Below are 26,756 nucleotides of genomic sequence, written 5' to 3' on the forward strand. Positions count from 1 at the left end.
CACCAGATCCAACACCCCAACCGGCAACGCCATTTCGCTACAGCCTCATGGACCCGAAAAAGTCCCGCGTAGTGCGAATCGGTGGGCGGATACGCCGGTGGAACTCCCCAGCGCCCGATTCGTCGGGTATCCGGCCGGGCCGGGGAGCGAAACTGACCCGAAACGACAGGTAAAACTCCCCAGCCCCACCCCCAACCCGCCTGGCGAGCTGGGTGGAACGTTTGTGCAAATGGCGACATGAAGTTTCCACCCGGCGCCGCTTTTGCACCTCAGCCATAGCGAGCACCTCAATCGGCGCGAGCGCGATCTCCGGCCTCGCCAGTACCTCAACCCCGCGCCGGGCCCAGCCAAGCTCTTTATGTAACGCGGCCGCCGCGGCGACCAGCCACAGACAACGTGCCCGGCTTGTCCGGAGCGGCGAGCAACCATCCCGCCGTACGGGAGCCGGCCGCATCGCTAGCGGCGGGAACCAAAGGTTTGGGTCCACCGTTAAACTGGGTACACTGTACGGAGTTTACGACGAAAGAGCGGAGACGGACCTTGTCAGAGGCGAGTGTGCGGGAGTGGTTCGAGCGGTACGACGCGTTGGCGGCGGCGCGGGACTACGCGGGGATGGCGGATCTGGCGTTGTTTCCGCTGAACGAGGTGACGGATGACGGCAAGGGGAACGGGAGCGCGACTCAGATCGACCGGGCGGCCTACCTCAAGCAGATGGAGCAGGTGATGGGCGGCGGCGGTGAGGTCACGTTCGACACGACGCGGACGCCGCACTTCTTGTCCGACGATCTGGTGTTCGTGATTACCGACGGCACGATGACGTACGACGGCACCACGCAACCGATCCGGTACGGCGACCTGCTGGTGAAGGTGGCGGGCGACTGGAAATTTCAGTCGATGGTGCAAGGCGGTTGGGGCTAGCCACTATGCACTGAATTGTCGGTGCTCGCCGCTAGTGTGAGTGGTGATGAGGAAGCAGCACGAGTGGTATGACGAGCATGACGCCGAGCGGTGGGTCGCGGAGCCGGTGAAGCGGCCGGGCCGGACGGCGTTCGCGCGCGACCGGGCTCGGGTGTTGCACAGTGCCGCGCTGCGGCGGTTGGCGGCCAAGACTCAGGTCGCCACCGCCGGCAGTGACGACTTCGTGCGGAATCGGTTGACGCACAGTCTTGAGGTCGCGCAGATCGGCCGCGAGTTGGCGTCGACGCTTGGCTGCGATCCCGACATCGTGGACGCGGCCTGCCTGGCGCATGATCTCGGGCACCCGCCGTTCGGTCACAACGGTGAGCGGGCGCTGGATACGCTTGCTGCCGATATCGGCGGATTCGAGGGGAACGCACAGACCCTCAGGCTGTTGACCCGGCTGGAGTCGAAGACGTTCGATTCGGCCGGGCGCAGCGTCGGGCTCAACCTGAGTCGCGCCACGCTCGACGCAGCGACCAAATATCCGTGGCCGCGCCGCGCGGGCGTGCGCAAGTTCGGTGTGTACGACGACGATCTCGCGGTGTTCGAGTGGTTGCGGCAGGGCGTCGGCGAACGCCAGTGTCTCGAGGCGCAGGTGATGGACTTCGCCGATGACGTCGCGTATTCGGTGCATGACATCGAGGACGGGATCGTCGCGCATCACATCGACCTGGCCGCGGTCGCTGCGGACCGGGCGATGTACTGGGAGACCGTCCGGCAGAAGTATTTGCCGGAGGCAACTGATGCGGAGCTGGACGAGGGCTGGCGGCGGTTGACCGATCTCCACTACTGGCCGAGCGGGACCTTCGACGACAGCCGGCGCGCTCTCGGTGGGCTGAAGGACCTGACCAGCCAGCTGATCGGGCGGTTCGTGACTTCGGCCGAGCAGGCGACGCATGCGGTGTTCGGGCGGTCGAAGCTCATTCGCTACGAGGCGGATCTCGTCGTACCGGATGGGGTGCGGGTGGAGATCGGGCTGCTCAAGGGGGTCGGCATGTTCCACGTGCTGAATTCGCCCGAGCGACAGGCCCGGCGTGCGACGCAACGCGAGTTGCTGACCGAGTTGGCCGACGCGTTGTGGAAGACCGGGCCGACCCACCTCGACGCGGCCCTTCGTGCGGATTGGCACGATGCCGCCGACGACAAGGCGCGGCTGCGGGTGATTGTCGATCAGGTGGCGAGTCTGACCGATCCTTCGGCGCTCGCGTGGCATGCGGATCTCGTAGGACCGGCCTGATCGCGCGGAGCCTGGCGCGACACTCTGGTGACGCAGGGCTAAGGTCGGTGGCATGACTGCTGCAGAGCCCATCGTCATCGTTGGTGCGAGCCTCGCGGGAGCAACCGCGGCCAAGACCCTGCGAGAGGAGGGCTGGACCGGCGGCATCGTGCTGATCGGCAGCGAGACCGAGCTGCCGTACGAGCGGCCCCCGTTGTCGAAGGACGTCCTGCTCGCCAAGAAGGGGCCGGAGTCCGCGCAGCTTCACGACCAGCAGTGGTACGACGACAACACCGTCGAGCTGCGACTCAACACCACCGTGACCGCGATCGACAGCGCCGGGCACAACGTCACGCTGGACGACGGATCGACCCAGGCTTACGCGAAGCTGCTGATCGCGACCGGGAGCAGGGTCCGGCGTCTCGACGTACCGGGTGGGGACCTCGCCGGGATCCACTACTTGCGGACTGCGGCCGAGTCGCAGGCGCTGACCGACGCGTACGCCGCCAAGCCGCGCGTGGTCGTGGTCGGCGCCGGCTGGATCGGGCTTGAGGCTGCTTCGGCGGCCAAGGAGCGCGGGTGCGAGGTCACCGTGGTCGACCCGCAGCCGACCGCGCTCGCCGCAGCGCTCGGTGAGCAGGTCGGTGAGCTGTACGCCGAGTTCCACCGTCAGCACGGGGTCGAGTTCCGCTTCGGCTCAGGTGTCGAAGGCTTTGAGGGCACCGACCAGGTGACCGGCGTCCGGATCTCCGGCGGCGAGGTGCTCCCGGCCGATCTCGTGGTCGTCGGCGTCGGCGTGCAGCCGAACACCGAGCTCGCATCCGAAGCCGGCATCGAGGTCGCGACCCGCGAAGCCGGCTCCGGCATCGTCACCGGCGCCGACCTCAAGACCTCGGCCGACGACGTATACGCCGCGGGCGATGTCGTGCGCTGGAATCACCCGCTGTTCGGCCGCCCGATCCGCGTCGAGCACTGGCAGAACGCCAAGGACACCGGCGCCGACGCCGCGAAGGCGATCCTCGGCCAGGACGTCTCCCACGACGCGCTTCCGTACTTCTTCACCGACCAGTTCGACCTCGGCATGGAATACGTCGGCGACCTTCCGCACGGCACGTCGTACCAGGTAGTTCTGCGTGGCGACCCGAAGTCCGGCGCCTACTTCGCGTTCTGGCTGGACGACGACAACCACGTTCTCGCAGGCATGCACGTGAACATGTGGGACGACGGTGTCGGCGGCGTCCGCGACCTGATCAAGTCCGGCAAGCAGGTCGACCCGGCCAAGCTGGCAGACCCCGCGGTCGCCCTAGCTGACGTCTAAGGGATAGGCGACATACGCAAATGCGGTGCTGTCCGGCGACCAGCTAGGCACGTTCATCGTGCCCTGGCCGCCGAACAGCGTCGTGAGCTCGCGGATGCCTTCGGACGTCAGCAAGCGGATGCGGACATCCTCGATGTCGGCGGGGTGACCTTCGGTGCCGGGCGGGAAGCTGACGTAGGCGATCGACGAGCCGTGCGGCGCGGGGTGCGGGAACCAGTTGACGCGTTCGTCGTCGGTGAGCTGCTCGACCTCGTCCCCAGCGATCCGGAACAGCTGGGCATGCCCGGCGCGCTCGGAGTTGAAGTAGATCCACTTCCCGTCCGGCCCGTACTCCGACCCGTCGTCGGCATGCTCATCATCAGTGACCTGTACGTCGGTCCCACCGGCCGCCGGGATCGTCCAGACATTGGTGATCCCGGGCTCGAGCCCGATATACGCGAGCGTCGTGCCGTCCGGCGAGACACCGTGCAGGTAGTGGTGGAAGCCGGGACCACGATCGTTCGTCACCCGACGACCAGGCCCGCCGGCCAGCGGAACGGCGTACAGGTGTCCGTCGTCGGCGGAGACGTAGACGGTTGAGCCGTCCGGGCTGACCACGTGGTCGTTGTTGATGTCCGGTACGCCGCCGAGCTCGATCTCGACCAGTTCGTCGGCGACTCGGAAGAGCTTGCCGTTGCCGTTGACGATCAGGTCGCCGTCGGGCGTCCAGTTCGGTGCTTCGAAGAGCACATCCAAAGAGGTGAACACCAACCGGTGCTCACCCGTCAGGACATCGACGACGTACAACTCGGAACGTTGGCCGGGGCGCAGGGTTCGGGGCACACAGCAAAGCTAGCTGACGCAGCCGGGACCCTGGAGGGCTAGTTCGCTCTGCAGGATGTCCAGGTAGCGGCAGCCATCGCGTTCGTTGGGCTCGATGAAACCGCCTTCGTGCCACTCGTTCCACGCGTACAGATAGAGGTAGTTGTCGACCGTGGACGGGCGGGTGGACGCGGCCATATCAGCGTTGGCATTGCGCACCGCTTGGCGGAAGCCGTCGAAGGACTGGTCGGGCATCCAGCGGATCTTGGTCGCGTCGGGCTGCTCGATCGGGTGCCGCGGTCGCTCGTCGAAGTCCGATAGCACACAGCGCCCGTACGGCCCGGTCGGGGACTGGTTGTAGAACTTGCGCTGGTCCCGCAGGTACGTCGCGTACGAGCGCGCCTCGATACTCGGCCCATCAGTCGTGCAGTACGGCGAATTGGCGCCCGCGTTGACCACTTGCTGCGGATCGAACCCGGCCTGGTTGATCATCACGTACAGGTCCTGGCCGAACTTGGCTCGCACCGTGTCGATGAATTGCTTCACCGCAGCGTTGGTCCCGTCGCCGAGTCCACGAGCGTCGCAGATGTTCAGGATCTTGCGGCCGTCGTTGGTGCGCAGCGTGTTGTCCTGCTGCAGGTAGCGCACCAGGTTGGTCGCGACCGCGTCGTACTGGCTGACCGGGATGTTCAGGGGTGCATACGGGTGCGCGCAGACGCCTACGGTGAAGTCGATGCTGTCCTTGTTGCGCGCCTGCAGGAACGCTTCGAGCGCCTTGTCGGTGAGGTCCTGGCGCTGCTTCGTGCTGTCCCAGTAGTAGTAGAAGTTGAAGAAGCTCAGCCCGGCCGAGGTCGCCTGGGTGATGTGCTTCTCCAGAGTCGCCGGCTGCGAGTCGTCGTAGTAGCCGATGGAGGGCTTGAGGCTCGACCAGTCCTCGCCCGGCCAGTTGTCGGTTGCGTAGTGGGTGCCGTCGCGGAAGTCGCGGACTCCGCCCCACCAGTCGTTGTCGCGGCCGTAGATCGCCTTGGTGCGGGCGATGATCGTCGGGTGGCCGCCGGTGTGGAACATGCCGAAGTAGACCGCGCCGGCGCGGATCCAGTTCTGATGCACGTAGCCGACCGGGCCGTCGAGCTTGTAGCCCGCATTCAGCAGCTCGGTCGTCCGCGGTTCGAGGGCTAGCCGCCACTCGGAGCCGTTGGTGAAGCGGCGCAGTTGGACGAGACCCGCGCCCGGCTGAGTCCCGACGTACCCGGCGATGCCTTCGCTGACCCAGCCCTGTCCGACCAGCGCGTCGCGCTCCGACGTGGACGCGGTGAAGAGCCATTTCGACGCGCTCGCCGACGGCTTCAGGCGGAACAACGGGGTCGAGCTGGTGGTCGCCGTACGGTCGATGAAGCCTGTCGTACCGGGTTGGCGGCGGTAACCCGCGGCGGTCGCAGCGTCGAGCTCGCGGGGGTCGGCGGTGTAGAGCCGACCGACGCCGCCGGGGGAGACCAGCTCCACGAAAGGCGCCGGCTGAGGTGATTGCGATGCGGCTTGAGCAGGGTTCGCAGTCAGCAGCGCAGCGACGGCGGCGGCACTCAAAGCAAGCAGCCCGAAAATTCTTCGCACGAGTTATCCCCAGATTGTCGTCCCGCGGCCAGGAGTCCTTGCCGGAGATCGTAGACTCGCGGGGTGGCAGGCAGGATCAAGGACGAGGACATCGCGCTGGTGCGCGAGCGCGCGCGGATCGACGAGATCGTCGGCTCGTACGTGACCTTGAAGAACGCCGGGGGCGGCTCGCTCAAGGGGCTGTGCCCGTTCCACGACGAGAAGTCGCCGTCGTTCAACGTCACCCCGGCCCGCGGCTTCTTCTACTGCTTCGGCTGCCAAGAGGGCGGCGACGTGATCGACTTCATCCAGAAGATCGATCAGATCACCTTCCACGAGGCGGTCGAGACGCTGGCCTCGAAGGTCGGCATCCAGCTCCGGTACGACGAATCCGGCGCACCGATCCAGCGCGGCCCGGGGAACCAGCGGCCGCGCCTGGTCGAGGTCCACAAGGTCGCCGCGGAGTATTACGTCGAGCAGCTGTTCGGTGCGCCCGAGGCGGCGCCCGGCCGGCAGTTCCTCGACAAGCGCGGCTTCGACCGCGACGCCGCCGTACTGTTCGGGGTCGGTTTTTCGCCGCGCGGTGGTGAGGCGCTGACCAACCACCTGCGCCAGCGCGGGTTCACGAATGCTGAGCTGGTCACGGCCGGCGTCTCCGCCGAGGGCCAGCGCGGGCTGTACGACCGCTTCCGCGGCCGGCTGATGTGGCCGATCCGCGACGCCTCCTCGGACGTCATCGGCTTCGGCGCCCGGCGCCTCTTCGACGACGACAAGATCGAAGCGAAGTACCTGAACACCCCCGAGACCCCGATCTACAAGAAGTCCAAGGTCCTGTACGGCGTGGATCTGGCCCGCCGCGAAATCGCGAAGAGCCACCAGGCGGTCGTCGTCGAGGGGTATACCGACGTGATGGCCTGTCACCTGGCCGGGGTGCAGACCGCGGTCGCGACCTGTGGCACGTCGTTCGGTGAGGACCACGCTCGCGTGCTGCGGCAGTTGCTGCTCGACCATGACCAGTTCCGTGGCGAGGTGATCTTCACCTTCGACGGCGACAGTGCCGGGCAGCGTGCGGCGATCAAGGCGTTCGAGGGTGACCAGGCCTTCGCCGCGCAGACGTATGTCGCGGTCGAGCCGGATGGCATGGACCCGTGCGACCTGCGGTTGGAGAAGGGCGATGCGGCTGTTCGCGAGCTGATCGGCCGACGGACTCCGCTGTACCGGTTCGTCCTGGGGAACGTCCTGTCGAAGTATGACCTGGATCGCGCCGACACCCGGATCGATGCGCTGCGGGATGCGGCGAAGCTCGTGGTCAGCATCCGCGACCGCTCGAAGGTGGACGCGTTCACTCGCGAGCTGGCCGGACTGCTCGGCATGGAGGTCGACCAGGTTCGCCCCGAGGTGCATCGCGCCGCGTCGCGCCCGGCCGCTGCGCCGCAGACTCAGCAGGGGCGGACGCCGGTGACGACCACCACCGAGGCGCCCGCGCCGCCACCACGCCAGGATCTGCCGTCGCCGCGCGATCAGCGGTTCGTGATCGAGTGGGACGTGCTGAAGGTCGCGATGCAGTATCCGCATCTGGTCGGAGCCGCGTTCGACGAGCTGGACGATCACGACTTCACGCATCCGTGGCTGGCCGCGGTGCGCGGCGGGATGGAGAAGATCGGTGGGCCGGCTGCTGCGGCTCCCGGTGAGGCGTGGGTGGTCGGCGTCCGGGACGCTATCGGCAACGATCCGGCAGCTGCTGTGGTGGGTGCGCTCGCCGTCGACCCGCTGCGCCTGGGCCGCGAACCCGACGACCTGTATGCGTTGGCGCTGGTCGCGCGCGTGCAGGAGTTGACCTGTGCCCGCCGAATCATGGACCTGAAGTCCAAGCTGCAGCGGACCAACCCGATCGACAAGGCCGACGACTACAACCGCATGTTCGGCGAGCTGATCGCCCTCGAGGCCTACCGCGCCGACCTGCGCAAGAAGGCCATCACCGGCGCGATTTGAAACGTGACACCAGTACGCCGACCTGTTCGGCGTACAGGTCTCCGAAGTCGGGGTTGTCGGGGTCGAGCCCGAGGGCGCGCGCGATCTGCGGGAACACGACCGGCGCTGCGGAAATCCCGAACAACGCCAGCGCGGCGTACGCGGGATCGACGTCGCTCGGTAGTTCGCCCTCGGACTGGCGGCGGGTGAAGTCGGCGAGCATGCGCTGGAAGCGCTCGTCCTGCGCTTCCTGGTCGTGGCTCGCGCTGTCACCGTCGACGCCCTCGCGGATCAGCAATCGCAGCAGGTCAGGCTGCGCGATGGTCGACTTTGCATAGGCCCCGACCAGGTCGCTGAGGGGACCCGGGGGTTCGGTGACGGACGGTTCGCTGGCTCGCCAGCGGTCGACGACGGCCTGGTAGAGACCTTCCTTGCCGCCGAAGTAGTACGAGATCAGCTGCTTGTTGACCCCGGCCCGGTCGGCGATTGCGCTCACGCGCGCACCGCTGAATCCGTGCGCGCCGAACTCGGTCACGGCCGCGTCGAGCAGTTGCTGCTTGGTCCGCTCCGCGTCGCGCTGCCGCTCATCGGGCCCCGGTGATCTCCGCACGACAGGGAGTCTACCTCCGTGCTACTTTAGTCATCCAGATGGTTGATTAAATTTGATGGAAGGGTGACTGCGATGAAGGTCGCGATCGTCGGGGCGGGGATCGGTGGGCTGGCGCTGGCGCAGGGGCTGTTGAAAGCGGGCGTCGAGGTGCGGGTGTTCGAGCGGGATCCGTCGCCGGTCTTCCGCCGGCAGGGGTATCGGATCCACGTCAGCCCGGCGGGGGAGGAAGCGCTGGCCGCGGTGCTCCCGGAGCGGGTGCGGCGGCGCGTGATCGAGACGGCGACCCGGCCGGGCGACCTCCTCGCGGGGTTCGACACCCAGCTGAATGCGTTGTTCGAGCAGACCTTCCCGATCGGCGGCCCGGACAGCATCACGTCGATCGACCGGTACGCGTTCCGCCGGGCGATGATGACCGGGCTCGACGAGTTCATTGCCTTCGGCAAAGAATTCGCGTCGTACGGCGTGGTGGGCGAAGGGGTTGAGATCCGGTTCGCCGACGGTACGACGGAAGTGGCCGACGTACTGGTGGGTGCGGATGGTGCCGGCTCACGCGTGCGGGCGCAACTGCTGCCGGAATTCGAGGTTCACGACAGTGGGATTCGGTGTATCTACGGGAAGATCCCGTTGACCGACGCGGTCCGGGCGGTCGTGCCGCCGTCGTTCCTGCGGGGGTTCTGTTTTGTGCAGGGAGCTGCGTTTGCGCCGGTGCTGTTCCGGACACCGCCGGAGGAGTACGGCGACTATCTGATGGCGGTCCTGACCGGGACTTCGGAGCAGCTGGGCCGGACTGATGACGAGCTGTTCGCGATGCCGGCCGAGGAGCTGTGGAGCCTTGTGGGCAAGCAGATAGCGGACTGGCATCCAGTGATCGGCTCATTGGTGTCGGCGGCCGATGCCTCGGCCGCCTTCCCGATCGCGCTCCGAACCTGTACGTCGGTCATGCCGTGGCCCGAAGGTCCCGTCGTACTGCTGGGCGACGCCGTCCATCCGATGCTGCCCTCAGCCGGGGCCGGCGCGAACACCGCGCTGTGGGACGCCGCGCGCTTGACCGATGCGCTCACCGGGGGCAGCACGCTGGCGTCGTACCAGGAAGAGATGTTGGAGCATGGGATGGCGGCGGTGACGGAGTCGCTGGAGAACGGCAGGCGAATGTTCGACCTGCGGACTATATGAGGGGGTGCGGGTAGCCTTCCGAGCGGTTCTGGAAGGCCAGAATCGCCGGGTTCTGGATCACGCCGTCGCTGATCTCGATGGCCTTGCTCAGTGTCTCGTTCTCCTGCCAGGCGTCCGGGCCGGCGAGCATCGTGGACAGATAGGGGAGCAGCGCTTCGCTGATCTCCCAAGTCGCCGAGTCCCACAGGTACGACGGGCTGTGGTCGACGCCGTAGTACAGGACGTTCGGGCCGACGATGAACGTCGGTTCGTCGAACGTGGTCGGCTTCGCCCAGCTGAAACCCATACCCTCGTCGCAGGAGACGTCGATGATCACGCTGCCCGGGGCGAACTGCTTCAGGTCTTCCTCGATCAGGAAGGTCAGCGGCTCGGCGGTGTCCTGCAGGACGCAGTTGACGACGATGTCGTGCTCGGCGAGGAAGCCGGCCAGTGGCACCCGGCCGTCTTCGGTGGACGCATAGCTGCGCCGCGGATCGTCGGTCTCGTCGTGGATGTCGTGGTCGAACTGCACGATCCGCGCGGAGTGGATCGGCGAGGCGACCGCGGCGACGTCGCGGTTCGTCAGGATGTCGACGTCATGCACGCCGAGCGCGCTCAGCGCGGTGACCGCGCCTCGGGCGGATGCGCCGAACCCGATCACGGCAGCGGTCATCCGGCGGCCGTAGTCGCCGGTCAGGCCGGCGAGCGAGAGTGCGTGCAGCACCGAGGCGTACCCGGCGAGCTCGTTGTTCTTGTGGAAGACATGCAGGCTGAACCAGCCTTCGGCCGTCCAGTGGTTCATCGCCTCGAAGGCGATCATGGTCAGCTTCTTGTCGATCGCCAACTGCGTGCCCGCGGTGTCCTGGACGCAGTGCGGCCAGCCCCACAGCGTCTGGCCGGTGCGTAGCTCGGCGAGATCCTGCGGGAGCGGCTTGGTGAGCAGGATGATGTCGCACTGCTCGATCAGCTCCGCGCGGGAACGCATTCCGCCGACCAGCGGAGCCAGTTCGTCGTCCGCGACGCCGAAGTGGTCGCCGTACCCATGCTCCAGGAAGATGTTCGGTCTGAGCTCCGGATCGATCCGCCCGAAATGGCGTGGATGGATCGGGAGGCGGTGCTCGTTCTCTTTGTTGGTTCGCGCAATGATGCCGAGATTGAGCTGGTCCACAGGGGCCCCTTTGATTGACCCCCTGTTTAACACATCGACAGTTGAGTAGTTCAGCGGATGCTGCCGCGGGCGAGGGCCGCGAGGATCTCAGCATGACCAAACCGATCCAGCCTTCGCAGACCAACGCCTACTACGTCCAGGCCATCGTGTCGTTCGGTATCGCGCTCACCGCGATGACGATCGCCGTCGTCTACCTCCCGGCCGCCGGCTGGGTGCGGGCGTTCCTCGCCCTCGGCCTGATCTATCTCGTGACCTCGACCATCACGCTGTCCAAGGTCGTCCGCGACCGCCAGGAGCTCGCGGTCGTCGCCACCCGCGTCGACCAGGCCCGCCTCGACAAGCTGCTCACCGAGCACGACCCGTTCCGCGTCGACTGAAGATATTCCTTGACAAGAATATTCACTATGGGGAATGCTTTGGGTCATGGAGCAGATCGCGGCGGTACTGGGGGATGGAGCGCGGTGGCGAATCGTCGAGTTGCTGGCGGAGCGACCGCGCTCGGTCGGTGAGCTGGCCGAGCTGACCGGCCTGCGCCAGCCGCAGGCGTCGAAACATCTGCAGACGCTGAATCGGGCCGGGCTGGTGACCGTCTTCCCGCTCGGGCAGCGACGGGTGCACGCGCTCGAGACTGGGCCGCTCGTTGCTTTTGGGGACCGCCTGCGAGGGCTGATCGAAACGGCCGAAGCGCATGCGGGGGAGCATGACGTGCTCGCGCGCTACCGGGATGCGATCGATGTCGAAACCGCCCGCGCTGTGGATGACCACTGGGCCGACGGGCGGACGTTCGCGTTCGAGCGGATGCTGCCGGCGAGTGCTCAGTCGGTATGGCGACATTGGGTCGAACCCGACTTGCTCGCTATCTGGTGGGCGCCGCCGTCGATGACAGTCAGCGAGGGATTGCTCGAACCGTTCACGGGCGGGCGCGCGGTGCTCGAATACCGCGACGCCGAAGGCCGGTATCGGTCCGAGGGGACGGTTCGCGAGGCGACGCCGTACGGGAGGTTGGTCTTTGATCTCGCTGTCAGCGGCGCATCTTTTCGTTCCCTGTATGAGCTCACGCTGACTTCAGTTGCCGAAGGCACGCATCTCGCACTCCGGCTGACGCTTGACGAAACCACCGTCGCGGCGGCGCCGTCCATTGCCGGGATCGAGACCGGCTGGAACCAAGTACTCGACAACCTCGCCGACGTGATCGGTGCCGACAGCAAGGAAGCGCAATCATGAGCAACCGTTTGGTGACCGCCAACCTCGCCCTCAGCCTCGACGGCCACTACCACGGCGCCGGCGGCCCACCCGACTTCGGTCAGTTCATCCCGTATGTCGCCACCGATGTCGCTCGCGCCCAGTTGACCCGGATCCACGAGAACGCCACGACCGCCGTCCTCGGCCGCACCAGCGCCGAAGGCTTCCTCGGCTACTGGTCGTCCGTTGCCGAGGACAACAATGCCGACCCGCGCGACCGCGGCTACGCCCAATGGCTCGTCGCGGTCGAGAAGGTTGTCTTCTCGACCAGGCTGACCGATGCTCCCGGCGACAACTCCCGCCTGGTCGACGGTTCTGTCGTCGACATCGTCACCGAGCTCAAGTCCAGCGGCGAGGGCGACATCCTGGTCAACAGTTCGCCCGCGATCATCAAGCCACTGCTCGCCTCCGACGCGGTCGATCGCCTCTATCTGATGATCTTCCCCGAACTCACCGGCGGCGGCGAACGTCTCTTCGACAACGGAATCCCCAGCACCAAATGGTCTTTGACCCACCAGGAGACCGGTGCGACGGGTGAGTTGGCCCTGGTCTACACGCGGGCCCGCTGAACTGAGGATCTGTTCTACCAGCAGGTAAGAAAACTTACTGTGACCTGTTGACTACCTCAGGTGAGGGATTTAGCGTCATTGGCGGCAGCAGCTGCGACTCAATCCGCCCCCCTCCCATGGAGGTCGCCATGCGCTTCCGTACTGCCGTCCTGTCCGCCCTCATGCTCGCGACGTCCGTCGGCCTGTCCGCCGCACCGGCGTCGGCCCGGCCCGATGCCAGTGGGTCCGGCACGATCACCTTCCAGGGCACGTCCTGTGCGTTCACGTTCACCTACGCCGGCGGTCCGCCACCGGCCGCCGTACAGATTCAGTCGATCGACATCGACAACAGTTGCTCCGCCGACGGAACGGCCTCGGGGTCGCTCACCTTCGGTCCCGGCAACGCAGCCAAGCTGACGCTGACCGTCAACGTCACCAAGCCGATCGGCTGCGGCTACTCAGGCACGCTGACGGGAACCTACGCCGGTAACGCCGGCACGTTCCCCGAGCAGAGCGTTCCCAAGAAGAGCGGGAGCTTCCTCTGCCCGAACCCGGCCAAGATCGCGATCACCGCAACTCTGTGATCACAGTCCGCTGACGACCGTCCGGGGAGCACTTCACGGTGTTCCCCGGACGGCCCGCTGCTAGCAAGTGCGGTTGATGGCTTTCACGGAGTCGCGGTCGGCGGCGGTGATGGGCAGGGACCACTTGCGAGCGGCCTGTAGGTAGCGCAGGACGTAGGTGCAGCTGTACTTGCGGTTGATCGGCAACCATTCGCCCGGCCCGGAGTCGCCTTTCGACATGTTGGCCGAGCCTCCGACGGCGAGCAGGTTGTCGGCTTCGTCGTTGGCGAAGTCGACGCGACGCTGCTGCGGCCATTTGGAGGCGCCCATGTCCCAGGCGCGCGACAGCGGGTAGATGTGGTCGATCTGAACCTCGGTGGCTTTCGCCTTGCGGAACTCGATCGTCTTTCCGGTATACGGATCGGCGACCAGAGTGCCCGCGATCACCACGCACTGGGACTTGCCGCGATACTTCAGGTTCTTCAGCTGCGCGGCCAGTACGTCGTTGCGGGTATCGCAACCGTTGTGTCCGCCGAGCCCGTCGTGGCTGTCCGACCAGGCGCCGCCGAATCGATCCCGCTGGTACCCGGCCACCTTGGGGCGCGCGGCCACTACCTTGACGCGGCCCAGCGCCGTACTGATTGTTTTGGCTGACGGTGATGCGGTGGTTGGCTTCGACGGCTTTGGCGTTGGGCCGGGATCAGCTCCAGCCGCGGGAAAGGTGCAGCCTGTGGCGAGCGCAGTGACGATGGACAAAACTCCGAACAGGCGGCGATTCACCGGCCGGACAGTACCCGGACCTCGCCGCTAGCCGACCCGGGGCGCGCCGACTCCAGCATCGCAGTCACTCGTCTACCTGGTTGTTCCACATCCTGAAGATGGTGACGCGGCCTCGGGGGTTGCTCAGAAGTTGGTGAGGAGGAGAAGGAGGTACACCCCGACCGCTACCACAACGACGGCCACGACGAGACCTGCAGAGCGGAGCACCCGCCACATGGTCCAGCGCCGCCCGTCGGTCTCCGAGGACACGTTCACGACGTCACCTCCGCACGAGAATGCTCGCTGAGAAATCCGAGCGTGGTCTGGAAGAACGCCACAGCTTGCGGCAGAGCGAAGTTGAACTGGTACTCATGGTTGAGACCGTCTCCGCTGTAGAAGGTACTCGTCACGGGCACCCCTTTGCCGTGCAGGGCGGCGACGAACTCGCGACCCATAGCGTCGAACGGATCCTTGTCGCCCACCGTGAGCAAGGTCGGCGGGTAGGCGGCCGTGGCCTGGTCGACGGTCGACAACTCGTTGATCCGCTCGTAGTTCAGCCAGTCACGGCGCCCGAGATAGGACCACATGAACGTCCGGACGAACGGGAATCCGCTGGCTGCGAATCCCGGCATGTCGTAGATACCGCAGAACAGCAACGCGCCGCGCAAAGACGATGCAGGTACGGCGGGCTTCAGCGGCATGTCGTTGGCGAGCGCGGGGTTTGTCACGAGTGCCGCGAGCTGGCTCGCGAGCTGACCGCCTGCGGAGTCGCCACCCACGAACAGCCGGCTGGCGTCACCGCCGAAGGTTCCGGCCTGAGTCGCAAGGTAACCGAGCGCGGCGTTCGCCTGCCGGATCGGCGTCGGGTACTGAGCTGCGGGAGCGAGCGTGTAGTCGAGACTGGCCACGACGTAGCCCTGTGCTGCGAGCATCATCGTGTAGTCCCCGACGGACTCCTTGCCGCCCGAGATGAATCCGCCACCGTGGATCCACAAGATGATGGGCAGCCTCCCGCCCTTCGACGCCTTGGGCGCGTAGACGTCGAGCGCCGCCGGCGGCGCGTCGGCCGCGGTAACCGTGATGTCGCGGGTCGCGGTGACGCTCTGCCGCACCGCGTCGAAGTCCGGCGGCGTTGTCACCGGGGCGCCCGCTTCGAACAGCGTCTTGACCAGCGCAGCCCCGGGCTGCAGCGACAGCCGAGCAACGACGAACGGTGAACCGATCGCCACGACGGCCGCGATCAGTCCGATCAATAGGCGACGCCTGCCTTTTCGCATCTTCACTCCGTAGGTCGGGCCGGGGAGATCAGATCCCGGCCGTTGTCGATGATCTTCTCGGCGAAGGAGTCGATCGCGGCGGAGAAGTCGCTGCGGTCGTCCTGGTCCCAGTCCGCGAGCTCGGCGAGCAGCCAGCTCCGCCAGCCATTCACCAGCTTGGTCATCACCTCCATCCCTGCGGCCGTGAAGCCGTAGGTGCCGCCGGACTCGACGAGGTACCCCGCGTCGACGAGGTGGCGCGCAGTCGGTTCGAAGATCTCGCCGGGCACGTTCACCAGCGCCCCGATCTCATCCGTGGTCGCGCCGCCGTTGCCGGCGACGGCGGCCCGGAAGACGTGTCCGAGTAACCACCCCTGCGCCGGGCTGACATCCAGGCCCGATCGAGCCCAGATCTCCGGACCGGGATCGGTCTTCGCGCGCGAGACCACGTTGCCCACCAGCTTCTCCAGTTCCTGCAGGGATGTGGTCGAGGCCGGTGCGGAGAACCCCTCTCCGACGCCGTGACTGCCCGCGACCGCGACCCGCGACGTGTCCCGCAGCGGAACCTGCTTGAGGAACAGCGCAACAACGAAGGCCACCGCGCCGACCGGTGCGACGATGCGGAACATGGATTGCAAGGTGTCGGCGTACGCGTCGATGATCGGTGCTGCCACCGACGCGGGCAGCGCATGCAGGGCCTGCGGGCTCTGCGCGGCGTGTGGATCGGCACCGGCGGGGAGCGGGTGTGCCGCGAGCGCCGCGGCGAGCTTGTCGGGCAGCATCCCCGCGTAGATCGTGCCGAAGAGTGCCACCCCGAACGAGCTGCCCATCGTGCGCAGGAAGCTGACCCCTGAGGTCGCGACGCCGAGGTCGGCGTAGTCCGTCGTGCTCTGTACGACGATCATCGGGACCTGCATGATCAACCCGATCCCCGCGCCGAGCAGGACCATGAACGCGGCCATCAGCCAGTAGCTCGTGGTTGCGTCCAGCAACGACATCAGGAACAGCCCGAGCGTCATGACGAGCGAGCCGACGATCGGGAACGATCGATAGTGGCCGGTCTTGCTGATCACGGTGCCGCTGACCAACGACATCGCCATCAATCCGAAGATCAACGGCAGCATCCACAGGCCGGAGGCGGTGGCCGACTCGCCGCGGACGAACTGCAGGTACGTCGGTAGGTAGGTGATGCCGCCGAGCATGGCGAACCCGACGACGAAGCTGAGGATGCCCGAGATCGTGAACACGCTGCTGCGAAACAACCGCATCGGCAGCATCGGCTCGGCAGCCCGCTGCTCCACCAGCACGAACGCCACGAGCAGTACGACGGATCCGGCCGCCATCAGCAGGATGGTCGGCGAAAGCCACGGGTACTCGGTGCCACCCCAGGTGGCCACCAGCGTGAGTCCCGTCGCCGCGAGTGCGATCAGCAGGATGCCGAGGTAGTCGATCCGGGGCTTCCCGATGGCCCGCACCGTCGGAAGTGCGACCAGGGCGACCAGAAGCACGACTGCCCCGAGCGGAAGGTTGATGTAGAACGACCAGCGCCAGCTGAGATGGTCGACGAACAGCCCGCCCAGGAGGGGACCGGCCACGGTGGACACACCGAAGGCCGCGCCGATGAACCCCTGGTACTTCCCGCGCTCGCGTAGCGGTACGACGTCGGCCATGACGGCGGAGGCGGTGACCATCAACCCACCGCCGCCGAAGCCCTGAATCGCCCGGAAGATGATCAGGGTGGTCATCGAGTCGGCGCCGCCGGCGAAGAACGACCCGACCATGAACAGCACGACGCTGACGATGAACGCCCGTTTGCGGCCGAACTGATCGCCGAACTTGCCGATCAGCACCGTCATGATGGTCTCGGCCAGCAGGTACGCCGTGACCACCCACGACAGGTGCGATCCGCCACCGAGGTCGCTGACGATCGTCGGCAGCGCCGTCGCCACGATCGTCTGGTCCAGGGCGGCCAGCAACATTCCGAGCAGGATGGCCGCGACCACCAGGTTCTTGGTGCGCGCGCTCAGCTCACGCGGTGCGGGCAAGAAAACACCTCCGACGCAGTCAACCTAGAACCCTGTTTCGATTATTGCCACCCGGCGAGCTTGTTCACAACACCAAGCGGTGAAGCTGACACCTGATTGCAAGAATCGGGTTCTGCCTTAGGCTCGAAGACATGAACAACGTTCCCGGGCTGCCGTTGCGCGATCTCGCGGGCTTCACCCATCGCTGGGCCGACGCGGACGGCATCCAGTTGCACGCCGTGGAAGGTGGTCGGCCGGGTGCCCCCACGGTCGTCCTGCTCGCCGGATTCCCGCAGACCTGGTGGGCCTGGCACCAGGTGATGCCGCGCCTGGCCGAGCGCTTCCACGTGATCGCGATCGACCTGCCGGGCCAGGGGCACTCCGATCGTCCCGCAGCGAGCTATGACAGCCACACCCTCGCCGCGCGCGTGCAGGCCGCGCTGACAGCACTCGACGTACCGGCGTACTGGCTCGTCGCCCACGACATCGGTGCCTGCGTCGCCTTTTCGCTCGCCCTGAAGTACCAGGACCACCTGTACGGCGTCGCGCTGCTGGACGCCGGTATCCCCGGAATCACCGCCCCGGACCCCTCGAAGGCCTGGCACTTGGCCTTCCACCTGGTGCCCGAACTGCCCGAGACGCTGATCACCGGCCGCGAGCGTGAGTACGTGGGCTGGTTCCTGAGGAACAAGACACTGTCCCCGAACACGTTCGACGACGCCGACATCGACCTCTATGCGGCGTCCATCGCAGCCGAGGGCGGGCTCCGGGCGGCGCTCGCCTACTTCCGCGACGCCCCGGAATCAGGACGCCTGAACCGTGAAGCTCTCGCCGCGAACGGCAACCTGACGATCCCGGTCCTGGGAATCTCCAGCTCCCACGGCTCGATCCCCGACATGGCCGCCGCCCTTGGTCCCTGGGCAGACAACGTGACCGGCGTCGTCATCCCGGGAGCCGGACACTTCATTCCCGAAGAGCAGCCCGACGCCACCGTGGCCGCGCTGACCGCATTCATCGATTCGAGGCGGACGGATCCGAGTGGTAGTAGCTGAAACCGCGTTCTAGAGAGAGCTGCTGGTGCGTGGTATAACTGCTGTCGTGGCCGACGCCGATTCGCAGGGCCCACTGCCTGTCGAGCAGATGACGAGTCGCCAGCTTGCCCGCAGGGCCCGGCTCATCGAGACCGTGATGGAGCTGGTCGCCGAATCCGGTACGACGGCGATCCAGATGCGTGACGTGACCGATCGGTCCGGTGTTGCCCTCGGCACCGTTTACCGGTACTTCCGCTCCAAGGATCACCTGCTGGCCGCCGCGCTGACCGAATGGCAGGGGAAAGTCACCCGCCGGATCCTGTCGGCGAAGCGTGACGAGAACGCGGATGCGCTGCCGCTGGTGCAGGACTTTCTGCGCCGCGTCCTGCAGGCGTTCGATCGTGCCCCGGGCATGGCCGCGCTCCTGATGCAGATGGCGGTCTCGACCGACCCGGATGTGCGCAAACTCCTCGACCAGAGCGGCACCTCCTACACCGCCGCATTCGATCACCTGCTCGCGGCCGAATCCGGCGACGACGTCTACTACATCGAGCTTGCGATCGGTTGTGTTCTGGTCGATGCGATCAACCGGATGTCCAACGGCCGGATCACGCTGCGGGAAGCGCTCACCCAGGTCCAAGGTGTCGCCGAGATCCTGGTGAGCGCACGCCGTACGTCACGATCCCGACCAATGCGACGAGACTGAAGCATGGGTGACCTGCTACGCATCGGCGTTCTTGGCGCGGCCCGGATCTCGAAGAACGCCCTCCTCGCTCCGGCCTCGACCAACCGTGACGTCGCAGTGACGACGATCGCCGCGCGCGATCCACAACGCGCCCAGCAGTACGCCGCCAAGCACGGCATCCCGAAGGTCGTCGGGACGTACGAGGAGCTGGTCACCGATCCGGAGATCGACGCCGTCTACAACCCCCTGCCGAACGGCCTGCACGGGCGATGGACACTCGCGGCGCTCGCGGCCGGCAAGCATGTCCTGTGCGAGAAGCCGTTCACCGCGAACGCTGACGAGGCCCGCACCGTCGCCGCTGCCGCCGACAAGTCCGGATTGGTGGTGATGGAGGCTTTCCACAACCGGTACCACCCCCTGGCGCAGCGGATGCAGGAGATCGTCGAGTCCGGCGAGCTGGGCAAGCTTCGGCTGGTAGAGGCGAGTTTCTGCTTCCGACTGCCCATGTTCAGCGACATCCGCTACAACTTCGACCTTGCTGGTGGCGCGCTGATGGACGCCGGCTGTTACGCGGTGCACATCGTCCGTCGGCTGGGCGGTGCCGGAACCGGAGGCGAGCCTGAGGTCGTCAGCGCCGAGGCGAAACTGCGCGGCGCGAACATCGACCGAGCCATGCGCGCCGAGTTGCGATTCCCCGCGGGCCACATCGGACGCGTTCAGTGCTCGATGTGGTCGTCGGCCGTGTTCAAGATCAGTGCGCGCGCTGTCGGCGAGTACGGCGAACTGTCGGTCTTCAATCCGCTCACCGGTCACCGGCTTTCGGTGACCACCAAGGCAGGCAAGCGGGTCGAGCACCTCAGCAAACGGACCACCTACGCGTATCAGCTGGATGCGTTCGCCGGAGCGGTATTGCACGCCGAACCCGTCCTCACACCGCCTGCGGACTCGATCGCCAACATGACGGTCATCGACTCGATCTACACCGCAGCCGGACTGCCGATCCGGCAACCTGTCCCTCCCCGGTTCACCTGAGAGCGCTCTCAGGTCTAGGGTGCGGGCCCATGAGCAGGAATCAGCCCACGATCGCGGATGTCGCGCGCGTGGCCGGTGTGTCCCGGGCGACCGCGTCCCGCGCGATCAACAATGGGCCGGGCGCGTCCGAGCCGCTGCGTGAGCGGGTCCGCGCGGCTGTGGCCGAGCTCGGCTACCAGCCGGACGAGACCGCCAGGGCGCTGGCCACCGGACGTCAGCGCGCTGTCGACGTCATCGCGGTGAGCTACGGCTCCAGCGCCGGCTGGCTCGGAACACATCCGTACTTCAGCCGCGTCCTGGCAGGCATGATGCCGGTCCTCGAAGGTGTCAACGCACAACTGCGACTGCATGCCGTCGGCCAGGAGAACGCCGCTGAGGAGATCGAGGAGATCGCGGCGAATGCCACCCTCGGAGCCGTTCTCGCCGACATCACACCGGCCTTGGCGACCCGGTTCCACCGGCGGAGCCGCCGGGTCGTCTCAATGGTTCCCACCGCGACCGCCGTACCGGCTGTGCAAGCCGACAACATCGGCGGTGCAGACGCCGCGGTCAGCCGCCTGCACGAGCTCGGCTGCCGCCGGATCGCTGCCATCCACGGACCAGATCTCAACCCCTGTGCCATCGACCGGCGGGCCGGGTACCTGCAGGCGGTGCAACGCCTTGGCCTGCCGGACCTGAGCGCCGACGGCGGCTTCCTCCGGGAGGGTGGATACCGAGCCGCGCAACAGTTGCTCGCACAGCACCCGGACATCGATGCGATGTTCGTTGCCTGCGACCTGATGGCCGCCGGAGCCATCCAGGCCATCACGGCCGGCGGCAGGCGGGTGCCGGACGAGGTGAGCGTCATCGGTTTCGATGACAGCATCGCTGCTGTCTGCGCGAACCCACCCCTGACCACGATGCGGCTGCCCGTCGAGGAAATGGCAGCAGCCGCCACCCGCCTGCTCCTGGCGGGTACTCCGGCGACCGGCCATCGACAGCGGTTTCCGGTCGAGCTCGTCGTCCGTGCGAGTACCCGAAAGTGACCGCGCACGGCACCACGGACCCGGCGGTCGACGAGCCTGTGACCCGTACGTCGGCGCTGCGGCTGATGCTCGCCTCGCCGCTCTACCGTGGCGCCACCATCGCGCTGTTTCTGTCCGGCCTCGGCTTCTCGGCCGCTGCACCCCAGATCGCGTCGTTTCTGGTCAACGAACTGGGAGCCTCGCTCAGCGCCGCCGGCCTGTTCTATCTCACGAGTCTGACCGCACCAGTGATCGGCTACCTCGTGGGTGCGAGATCGGACCGCACCGGCGCGCGGTTGGGCCTGTTCCGCGTCTGCGCTGTCGCCGGGTTCGCGGGCTGGACGGGCATCGCCTTCTCAACACAGCTGTGGATGCCGTACGTCATCAGTGCGGTCGTGCTCGGCTTCGCCGGCGCCGCCACCTCCCAGCTCTTCGCTGCCGTCCACGATGAGCTGGAGACGCACCCGGACCCGGGCAACGACGGTGTAGTCGCTGGAGTCCGGATGGCGATGACCGGAGGCTGGGTGGTTGGTCCGGTCGCCGGATCCTTCCTGGCAGCCCAGACCTCACTACGTGTCATGCTTCTCGCGACTGCGATCTGCACCCTTGCCCAAGTCGTCCCGCTGGGAGTTCTCCGGAAGCCATCCTCCGCGCCGTCGACGGAGCAGCCGACCGGACGGCGTACTGGCGCACCCGGCCTGCGGGCGATGCTGCCGTTGCTCGCCTTCACCGCGCTCTACGTGCTGGTCTACGCCGGGGAACCGGTCAAGTACGCCTATCTGCCGATCTATATGAACGGACAGTTGAACTTCCCCTCCGGGCTCGCCGGCGCAATCATCGGAATTCAGCCGCTGGTCGAGATCGTGCTGATGCCAGTGGCCGTCCTCGTGGCACGCCGGGTCGGAATGATGCGGCTGATGGTGGTCGGCGCGGCGTTCGGGGTCGCTGCCAACATCTGTTTCGCGACGACCGGCACCGCCGCCGGGCTGTTCGCAGGACAAATCCTGATGGGTGGCGTGTGGGCAGTCTTCGCCGCCCTCGGGATCATCGTCGCCCAACGGCTGCTCCCGACAGGCGTCGCCACCGCCTCCGCCATCTTCCTCAGCTCCACGGCTCTCGCCTCGGCCCTGGGCGGAGCCGCCGGAGGTATCGGAGCCGCAACCCTCGGACTACCCCACGTGTTCTTCATCCCGGCCGTTGCGGGCCTCGCGGCCGTTGTCGGCCTGGCCGCGATGACCCGCTCGTCCGGGCACAACCTCTGAGTCAGTGTCTCCTCACAGCTCCAGTGGCGGGGTCGAGGAGTACCGGGCGGGTGTTCGGGCGCGGCCAGAAGTCGAACATCGCGGTCAGCGAGTCGGCCCGGGCGTCGTACGAGGCGTCGCCGATCTGGCCGGTCCGCCAGTTGTCCTCGATGAACTTGAGGATCGAGGTCTGGTCGGTCTGGTGGTGGTCGACGTAGTTGGTCTTGCTGTACGGGCTGATGACCAGTAGCGGTTGGCGCGGGCCGTAGCCGCACCGGTCGGCGTACCCGCCGGCGGCCGGCTTCGTGCCGCACAGTGCCGCCTGGTCGTTGGCCGCATCCGCGGAGCCGTTGACCTTCGGCGGCGTCACGTGGTCGTACCAGCCGTCGGAGTCGTCATAGGCGACGATGATCGCGGTGGACGCCCAGTCCTTCGACTTCTGTACTTCGTTGATCGTGTTGACCAGGAAGTGTTGTTCGTCGAGCGGGTCGGAGTATCCGGCGTGGCCGTCCTGGTACTCACCGGCCTTGAGGAAGCTCACCGACGGCAGGTTGCCCGCCTGCGCTGCGTCGGCGAAGTCGGTCAGATCGTAGTTGTGGTTGGCCTGGTCGGTGTGCCCGATCGTGGCGACCGAGGTCGGCGCCAGGTGCTTCGGGTTGCTCGTCGACTTGTAGTACGCGAACGGGTTGTGGTGCGGGCTGTAGTCGACCGCGGCGTTCCCACCGATGTTCTGGTGCGTGGCGCCGCAGACGGAGTAGCCGTTCGCCTTGCCGGTCGGGCGGAAACCGCCCTGGAACCAGCCCCAGGTCGTGCCCTGCTTGTTCAGCAGATCGCCGATGTTCTTACCGGTCAGCACGCCGAGCGCGTTCTTCGACGTGTGGTTGTTGTCCGAACAGTCGTCGTACGCCGGGTCCGGGTCGTTGATCATCGTGCCGACACCGTTGGCATCCGGTGAAGCGACGGTGTAGGCGTCGGTGACTTTGTCGCCGGTGACCGAGTCAACGGCGTGGATCCCGTGCGTCTGACCAGAGATCAGGTTGACCGCGCCAGGCGAGGAAGGACCGAAGACGCTGCTGTACGAGTTGTCGCTCAGGGCATAGTGCTGGGCGTAGTTCCACAGCCCGGTCACGGTGTTGCCGTCGAAATAGTCCATCACCAGACCGGGAGCGCCGTACAGGATTGGTTGCCCTGTGCACTTATCGGTCTCGGTGTACTCGACGAACTTGTCGGCCTTCCCGCCGTTGTACGCCTTCTGCTCTGCACCGTAGCCGTGGTTCTGGTCGCAGGTCAGCGCCTGCTCGTGACTGAGCCGGCTCGGGTTGTACTGGTTCGGGTTGTGCTTCAGCAGCGCCGGCGTCAGTCCGTCGACCTTCGGGGTGTGGCGGGCTGGCTTGAACTTGGTGCCGTCGGTGTTCGCCGCGTTCGGGTAGGTGCCGAAGTAGTGGTCGAACGAGATGTTCTCGTCGAAGATGACGACTAGGTGCTTGATCGGCGTGGCGGTGATGACCGGCGGCTTCGGGTTGTGGTGCCACCAGTCACCGGCCCAGGCGGGGCCGGTCACGGCGACCAACGCCAGCACGCTCACCCCGGCCGCGGCAGCGACGACCGCCGTACGGGTTCGTTTGCTCCACTTGAGGACCACGTTCGTCTCCTTGTTCATGTCAACAGCCCACGGCCGAGGTAGTCCTCGGTGTTCTGGACGCCGGGCAGCACCAGGAAGTAGCCGCCCCCGACGGGCTGGATGTAATCGACCAGCGGCTCATCGGCCAACCGGTTCTGGATCGCTTCGAACTGGCGCTGGAGATCCTGCTGGTAGCAGACGAAGACCAGCCCCATGTCGAGATTGCCGACGGTGTCGACACCGCGGTCGTAGTTGTACGGGCGGCGAAGGATGCGGCTGTCGTCGCTCTGCGGCGTCCGCGGATTCGCCCGGCGGATATGACTGGTCAGCGGGATCGCCGAGCCGATCGGGTCGGCGGCAAAATTCGGTACGTCGTTCTCGTGGTTGCCGTCGAGCGGAGCGCCGGTGTCGCGGCGTCGGCCGAACATGTTCTCCTGCTCGTTGATGGAGACGCGATCCCAGAACTCGACCAGCATCCGGATCCGGCGCACGACCTGATAGCTGCCGTTCGTGGTCCACGGCTGGTCGTTGTGCTGGACCCACACCATCCTGTCCATCAGGGCTGCGTCGTTGGTGTCGAGGTTGGACGTGCCGTCCTTGAAGCCCATCAGGTTGCGCGGGGTGCCGGCCGGTCGCGGCGGTGAGTTGAAGCCCTCGTAGCGCCACCGCATCTGCATCGCACCTCGCGTATGGCGAGCGATGTCGCGCAGCGCGTGGACGACCGTGTCGCGGTTGTCGGCACAGAGTTGGACGCTGAGGTCGCCGTGGGACTCGGCCGGGTCGAGGTGGTCGTTGGGGAAGGTCGTCATGGGGGTGAGCTGTTTGGGCTTACGGTTCGCGAGTCCGTAGCGGTCGTCGAAGAGCGAGGCGCCGACGCCGACTGTGACGGTTAGGCGGTCTGCGGGGACTGTTGGCCCGAGTACGCCGGAGTCGGTCGGGGGAGCGGAGATGCCCGGGTCGGGCGGGGTGCCGCCGGCGGTGAGGAAGCGGGCTCGCTCGGTCAGGGTTTTGAAGAGGTCGGTCAGCTCGGCGCGGTTGTCGGTGAGGACGTCGAACGCGACATGTACGGCGTGCGGCTGGGCCGGCGTGATGATGCCGGCCTGGTGGATGCCGTGGAAGGGCACAACTGGATCGGGGGCCGTGGCCTCTGCGCGGGTGGGCAGCGTTGCTCCGGTCGCTCCGACAGCAACCCCAGCGCCAAGCGCACCCCATAAGAACGCCCGCCGCGGCGTACCGTTGCTGCTCACGAAGTCCTCCGAACATCACCGATGGCGGCAATTGGAGCCAGTACTTCGACCAACTGGCTGACCGCTGCGTTGAGGCGCCGGCGGTCCATCGCGGTCCCGTCCTGCTTCTTGATCAGCTCGCGGGTCTTCGCGATCCAGACCGCGATTTGCGGCCAATCGGCGTACCGCTTCGTCATCAGAGGACCGAGCGCGTCGAGCACGGCTTGGGTGCCGTCGAGGTTTGCTTGGATCGTCGCGCGCCCAGTGCCACTGCCTTGGTCGGCCTGGCCCGTCAGCTCGAACTGCAAGGCGTTCTCCATGATTTCGTGGGCTCGCAGCGGAAGATCGTTCGGGTCGGTGCGGGCGCTCGGGAATTCCGCTCGGAGGCCGGCAACCGCCGTACCGAGTTGGTCGCCGTACCGGGCCAGTGTTTTTGGCGGCTGCCCGTGCCACAGCCCGTACTCGATGCGCCGCAATCCAACGAACTCGGGATCCTGCACGCCTTTGCTCAGGCCGTCCGGCAATCCGTCGATCTGGTCAGCGAAATCGCCGAACGTGTCATAGGCCGCGCCAAGCCGCTCGTACGCGAGGTGCGCCCTCAGCCAGGCCGCTCGCGACGCTGCGACATCCCCAGCCCGCAACGTGCGCGTCAGCGCCGCGGTCTGATCGGCCAGCGTTTTGAGGCCCTTGGTGACATAGCCGCGATACGCGCCGACCGCTCCGCTGAGGTCCTGACTGCTGATCGGCAACACCGCCGGCGACGCCGGGGGAGACCCCTCGGTCACCTGAATCGTCGGCCCGGTCACCGCATCCGTGTCCTCGGCGAAACACCTGAATGCGTAGCTGGATTTGCCGAACGTGACGTCCATCGTCCGCTCCGTGTTGGGCGCCAACGCCTCAACCTCGGCGTACACCCCACCGGTCCCCGGATCGATCAGATCAACCTCGGTGGTAACCGTCCCTACGTTCCGCACTAAAACCTTTTGCGCCCCACTCGGCGGGGTCTCCCACGCGCTACCGCAGTTCCCCCTCGACACAGTGAGGGTCAGCTGGTCCTGCGCCGAGTCATGGCCGGTGCAACCGGCCAACACGGCCGCACCCAAAATCCCGCCAGCAAGGCGCACAACAAACGGCACGAGAGCTCCGAAACCCCAGGGGTGAACAGCCGGTCACCCCAGAGCGTAAGCCTGCCCGCGATCGAGCTCAACGTTGCCCGGGAGTGTTGGCCCCCAGGTAACGCACCGTTTCCCTACTCCTGGTCACCGCGCCGTGCTGATGAGGCCGGTGCGGACCTGATCGGGTCGCTTACTCGTCGGCAGCCCGCCACCGTCGGTAAACGCCATCGCGCTCACTCACCGGTTCGCCGTCGAAGTCGTGGCCAACCTCCCTCGTCGCCGAGTTGACGACGAGACTCGCGAGCGACGGCTCGCCCCTGCGCTCGCACTCCACCGAGATCAGATCCAGAAGTCGCCCGAGGCCGTTCGTCGCATGCGGCATGCCGAGCTCCTGTTTGAGCCTGCCGTAGGTGATGGTCTCCCCGTCTGCGGCGACCTCGATCAGCCGCACGCGCATCCGCGGGAGCCAGTAGGCATCGAGCGTGGTGACCGAAACCCGCCCTGCCTTGATGAACAGCTTTTCGCCGACCCGCAGCGTGACATCCATCGACCGATCGTGGCACGCACGAGACGAGTCGGGAAGGTGCAGAGATGAACGGCCGGTCGCCCCTGCACCCCACCCG

General features: G+C 66.6%; 26 protein-coding genes. 14 read left to right on the top strand and 12 right to left on the bottom strand.

The window, feature by feature from the left end; all coding sequences use genetic code 11:
- Positions 1 to 540 precede the first annotated feature (540 nt).
- From E1263_RS31390 to E1263_RS31400, 3 genes are read left to right on the top strand one after another with little or no spacing between them, the layout of a single operon-like run.
- Positions 541 to 918: a nuclear transport factor 2 family protein gene (locus E1263_RS31390; RefSeq protein ID WP_132173970.1), complete on the top strand. Its 378-nt coding sequence runs from the start codon at positions 541 to 543 to the stop codon at positions 916 to 918.
- Positions 919 to 964: 46 nt separating this feature from the next.
- Positions 965 to 2,197 (top strand): deoxyguanosinetriphosphate triphosphohydrolase, encoded by a 1,233-nt coding sequence (locus E1263_RS31395; RefSeq protein WP_132173972.1) that lies wholly within the window; start codon positions 965 to 967, stop codon positions 2,195 to 2,197.
- Between the two features lie 52 nt (positions 2,198 to 2,249).
- A complete protein-coding gene (locus E1263_RS31400) occupies positions 2,250 to 3,494 on the top strand; it encodes an NAD(P)/FAD-dependent oxidoreductase (protein WP_132173974.1) in 1,245 nt (414 codons plus the stop codon).
- Here the strand turns inward: E1263_RS31400 and E1263_RS31405 are convergent.
- Together E1263_RS31405 and E1263_RS31410 are read right to left on the bottom strand one after the other, a co-directional pair.
- Positions 3,480 to 4,316: a TolB family protein gene (locus E1263_RS31405; RefSeq protein ID WP_132173976.1), complete on the bottom strand. Its 837-nt coding sequence runs from the start codon at positions 4,314 to 4,316 to the stop codon at positions 3,480 to 3,482. The genes E1263_RS31400 and E1263_RS31405 overlap by 15 nt on opposite strands.
- A 9-nt stretch (positions 4,317 to 4,325) precedes the next feature.
- A complete protein-coding gene (locus tag E1263_RS31410; RefSeq protein WP_132173978.1) occupies positions 4,326 to 5,906 on the bottom strand; it encodes a glycoside hydrolase family 99-like domain-containing protein in 1,581 nt (526 codons plus the stop codon).
- A gap of 63 nt (positions 5,907 to 5,969) precedes the next feature.
- Between E1263_RS31410 and dnaG the strand changes: the two genes are divergently transcribed.
- Positions 5,970 to 7,877, top strand: coding sequence for a DNA primase (gene dnaG, locus E1263_RS31415; protein WP_132173980.1), 1,908 nt, complete (start codon positions 5,970 to 5,972; stop codon positions 7,875 to 7,877).
- Here the strand turns inward: dnaG and E1263_RS31420 are convergent.
- On the bottom strand, positions 7,861 to 8,466 hold the full coding sequence (locus E1263_RS31420) for a TetR/AcrR family transcriptional regulator (RefSeq protein ID WP_132173982.1): 606 nt from the start codon (positions 8,464 to 8,466) through the stop codon (positions 7,861 to 7,863). The genes dnaG and E1263_RS31420 overlap by 17 nt on opposite strands.
- Positions 8,467 to 8,538: 72 nt before the next feature.
- Between E1263_RS31420 and E1263_RS31425 the strand changes: the two genes are divergently transcribed.
- Positions 8,539 to 9,639, top strand: coding sequence for an FAD-dependent oxidoreductase (locus tag E1263_RS31425; RefSeq protein ID WP_132173984.1), 1,101 nt, complete (start codon positions 8,539 to 8,541; stop codon positions 9,637 to 9,639).
- On the opposite strand, the gene E1263_RS31430 is transcribed toward E1263_RS31425, so the two are convergent.
- Entirely contained in the window at positions 9,632 to 10,786 is a 1,155-nt protein-coding gene (locus E1263_RS31430; protein ID WP_132173986.1) for a N(5)-(carboxyethyl)ornithine synthase, read from the bottom strand. The genes E1263_RS31425 and E1263_RS31430 overlap by 8 nt on opposite strands.
- A 92-nt stretch (positions 10,787 to 10,878) precedes the next feature.
- Here E1263_RS31430 and E1263_RS31435 point away from each other — a divergent pair, with 92 nt between their 5' ends.
- From E1263_RS31435 to E1263_RS31450, 4 genes are all read left to right on the top strand, one after another.
- Positions 10,879 to 11,163, top strand: coding sequence for a YiaA/YiaB family inner membrane protein (locus E1263_RS31435; RefSeq protein ID WP_132173988.1), 285 nt, complete (start codon positions 10,879 to 10,881; stop codon positions 11,161 to 11,163).
- Positions 11,164 to 11,209: 46 nt separating this feature from the next.
- The gene (locus E1263_RS31440; RefSeq protein WP_132173990.1) at positions 11,210 to 12,010 is read left to right on the top strand and encodes a metalloregulator ArsR/SmtB family transcription factor; all 801 of its coding nucleotides are present in this window, start codon (positions 11,210 to 11,212) and stop codon (positions 12,008 to 12,010) included.
- Positions 12,007 to 12,597: a dihydrofolate reductase family protein gene (locus tag E1263_RS31445; protein ID WP_132173992.1), complete on the top strand. Its 591-nt coding sequence runs from the start codon at positions 12,007 to 12,009 to the stop codon at positions 12,595 to 12,597. Before E1263_RS31440 ends, E1263_RS31445 begins: the two co-directional genes overlap by 4 nt.
- Before the next feature lie 128 nt (positions 12,598 to 12,725).
- The gene (locus E1263_RS31450) at positions 12,726 to 13,160 is read left to right on the top strand and encodes a hypothetical protein (protein ID WP_132173994.1); all 435 of its coding nucleotides are present in this window, start codon (positions 12,726 to 12,728) and stop codon (positions 13,158 to 13,160) included.
- 60 nt (positions 13,161 to 13,220) lie between these two features.
- On the opposite strand, the gene E1263_RS31455 is transcribed toward E1263_RS31450, so the two are convergent.
- From E1263_RS31455 to E1263_RS31465, 4 genes are all read right to left on the bottom strand, one after another.
- Complete coding sequence (locus E1263_RS31455) at positions 13,221 to 13,919, bottom strand: HNH endonuclease family protein (RefSeq protein WP_132173996.1); 699 nt, start codon at positions 13,917 to 13,919, stop codon at positions 13,221 to 13,223.
- A gap of 123 nt (positions 13,920 to 14,042) precedes the next feature.
- Complete coding sequence (locus tag E1263_RS44155; protein WP_272949710.1) at positions 14,043 to 14,174, bottom strand: hypothetical protein; 132 nt, start codon at positions 14,172 to 14,174, stop codon at positions 14,043 to 14,045.
- A complete protein-coding gene (locus tag E1263_RS31460) occupies positions 14,171 to 15,175 on the bottom strand; it encodes an alpha/beta hydrolase (RefSeq protein WP_132173998.1) in 1,005 nt (334 codons plus the stop codon). Before E1263_RS31460 ends, E1263_RS44155 begins: the two co-directional genes overlap by 4 nt.
- A gap of 2 nt (positions 15,176 to 15,177) precedes the next feature.
- Entirely contained in the window at positions 15,178 to 17,199 is a 2,022-nt protein-coding gene (locus E1263_RS31465; protein ID WP_238161701.1) for an MDR family MFS transporter, read from the bottom strand.
- 131 nt (positions 17,200 to 17,330) lie between these two features.
- On the opposite strand from E1263_RS31465, the gene E1263_RS31470 reads away from it, so the two are divergent.
- The 5 genes from E1263_RS31470 to E1263_RS31490 are packed head-to-tail and all read left to right on the top strand — an operon-like array spanning position 17,331 to position 22,192.
- Positions 17,331 to 18,230: an alpha/beta fold hydrolase gene (locus tag E1263_RS31470; protein ID WP_132174000.1), complete on the top strand. Its 900-nt coding sequence runs from the start codon at positions 17,331 to 17,333 to the stop codon at positions 18,228 to 18,230.
- A gap of 46 nt (positions 18,231 to 18,276) precedes the next feature.
- On the top strand, positions 18,277 to 18,915 hold the full coding sequence (locus E1263_RS31475; protein WP_132174002.1) for a TetR/AcrR family transcriptional regulator: 639 nt from the start codon (positions 18,277 to 18,279) through the stop codon (positions 18,913 to 18,915).
- A 3-nt stretch (positions 18,916 to 18,918) separates the two neighbouring features.
- Positions 18,919 to 19,926 (top strand): Gfo/Idh/MocA family protein, encoded by a 1,008-nt coding sequence (locus E1263_RS31480; RefSeq protein WP_132174004.1) that lies wholly within the window; start codon positions 18,919 to 18,921, stop codon positions 19,924 to 19,926.
- A gap of 29 nt (positions 19,927 to 19,955) precedes the next feature.
- Entirely contained in the window at positions 19,956 to 20,951 is a 996-nt protein-coding gene (locus E1263_RS31485) for a LacI family DNA-binding transcriptional regulator (RefSeq protein WP_132174006.1), read from the top strand.
- Positions 20,948 to 22,192 carry an MFS transporter gene (locus tag E1263_RS31490; protein ID WP_202869139.1) on the top strand — a complete coding sequence of 415 codons (1,245 nt, stop codon included), beginning with the start codon at positions 20,948 to 20,950 and terminating at the stop codon, positions 22,190 to 22,192. Before E1263_RS31485 ends, E1263_RS31490 begins: the two co-directional genes overlap by 4 nt.
- 1 nt (position 22,193) lies before the next feature.
- Here E1263_RS31490 and E1263_RS31495 read toward each other — a convergent pair whose 3' ends face one another.
- From E1263_RS31495 to E1263_RS31510, 4 genes are all read right to left on the bottom strand, one after another.
- A complete protein-coding gene (locus E1263_RS31495; protein ID WP_132174008.1) occupies positions 22,194 to 23,831 on the bottom strand; it encodes a phospholipase C in 1,638 nt (545 codons plus the stop codon).
- A complete protein-coding gene (gene efeB, locus E1263_RS31500) occupies positions 23,828 to 25,039 on the bottom strand; it encodes an iron uptake transporter deferrochelatase/peroxidase subunit (RefSeq protein ID WP_132174010.1) in 1,212 nt (403 codons plus the stop codon). The genes E1263_RS31495 and efeB overlap by 4 nt, the downstream gene beginning before the upstream one ends.
- Positions 25,036 to 25,992 (bottom strand): EfeM/EfeO family lipoprotein, encoded by a 957-nt coding sequence (locus E1263_RS31505; protein WP_202869140.1) that lies wholly within the window; start codon positions 25,990 to 25,992, stop codon positions 25,036 to 25,038. The genes efeB and E1263_RS31505 overlap by 4 nt, the downstream gene beginning before the upstream one ends.
- Before the next feature lie 331 nt (positions 25,993 to 26,323).
- On the bottom strand, positions 26,324 to 26,680 hold the full coding sequence (locus E1263_RS31510) for a hypothetical protein (RefSeq protein ID WP_132174012.1): 357 nt from the start codon (positions 26,678 to 26,680) through the stop codon (positions 26,324 to 26,326).
- Positions 26,681 to 26,756 lie beyond the last annotated feature (76 nt).

Origin of the sequence: Kribbella antibiotica (genome assembly GCF_004349055.1) — a bacterium.
Lineage (GTDB): Bacteria > Actinomycetota > Actinomycetes > Propionibacteriales > Kribbellaceae > Kribbella > Kribbella antibiotica.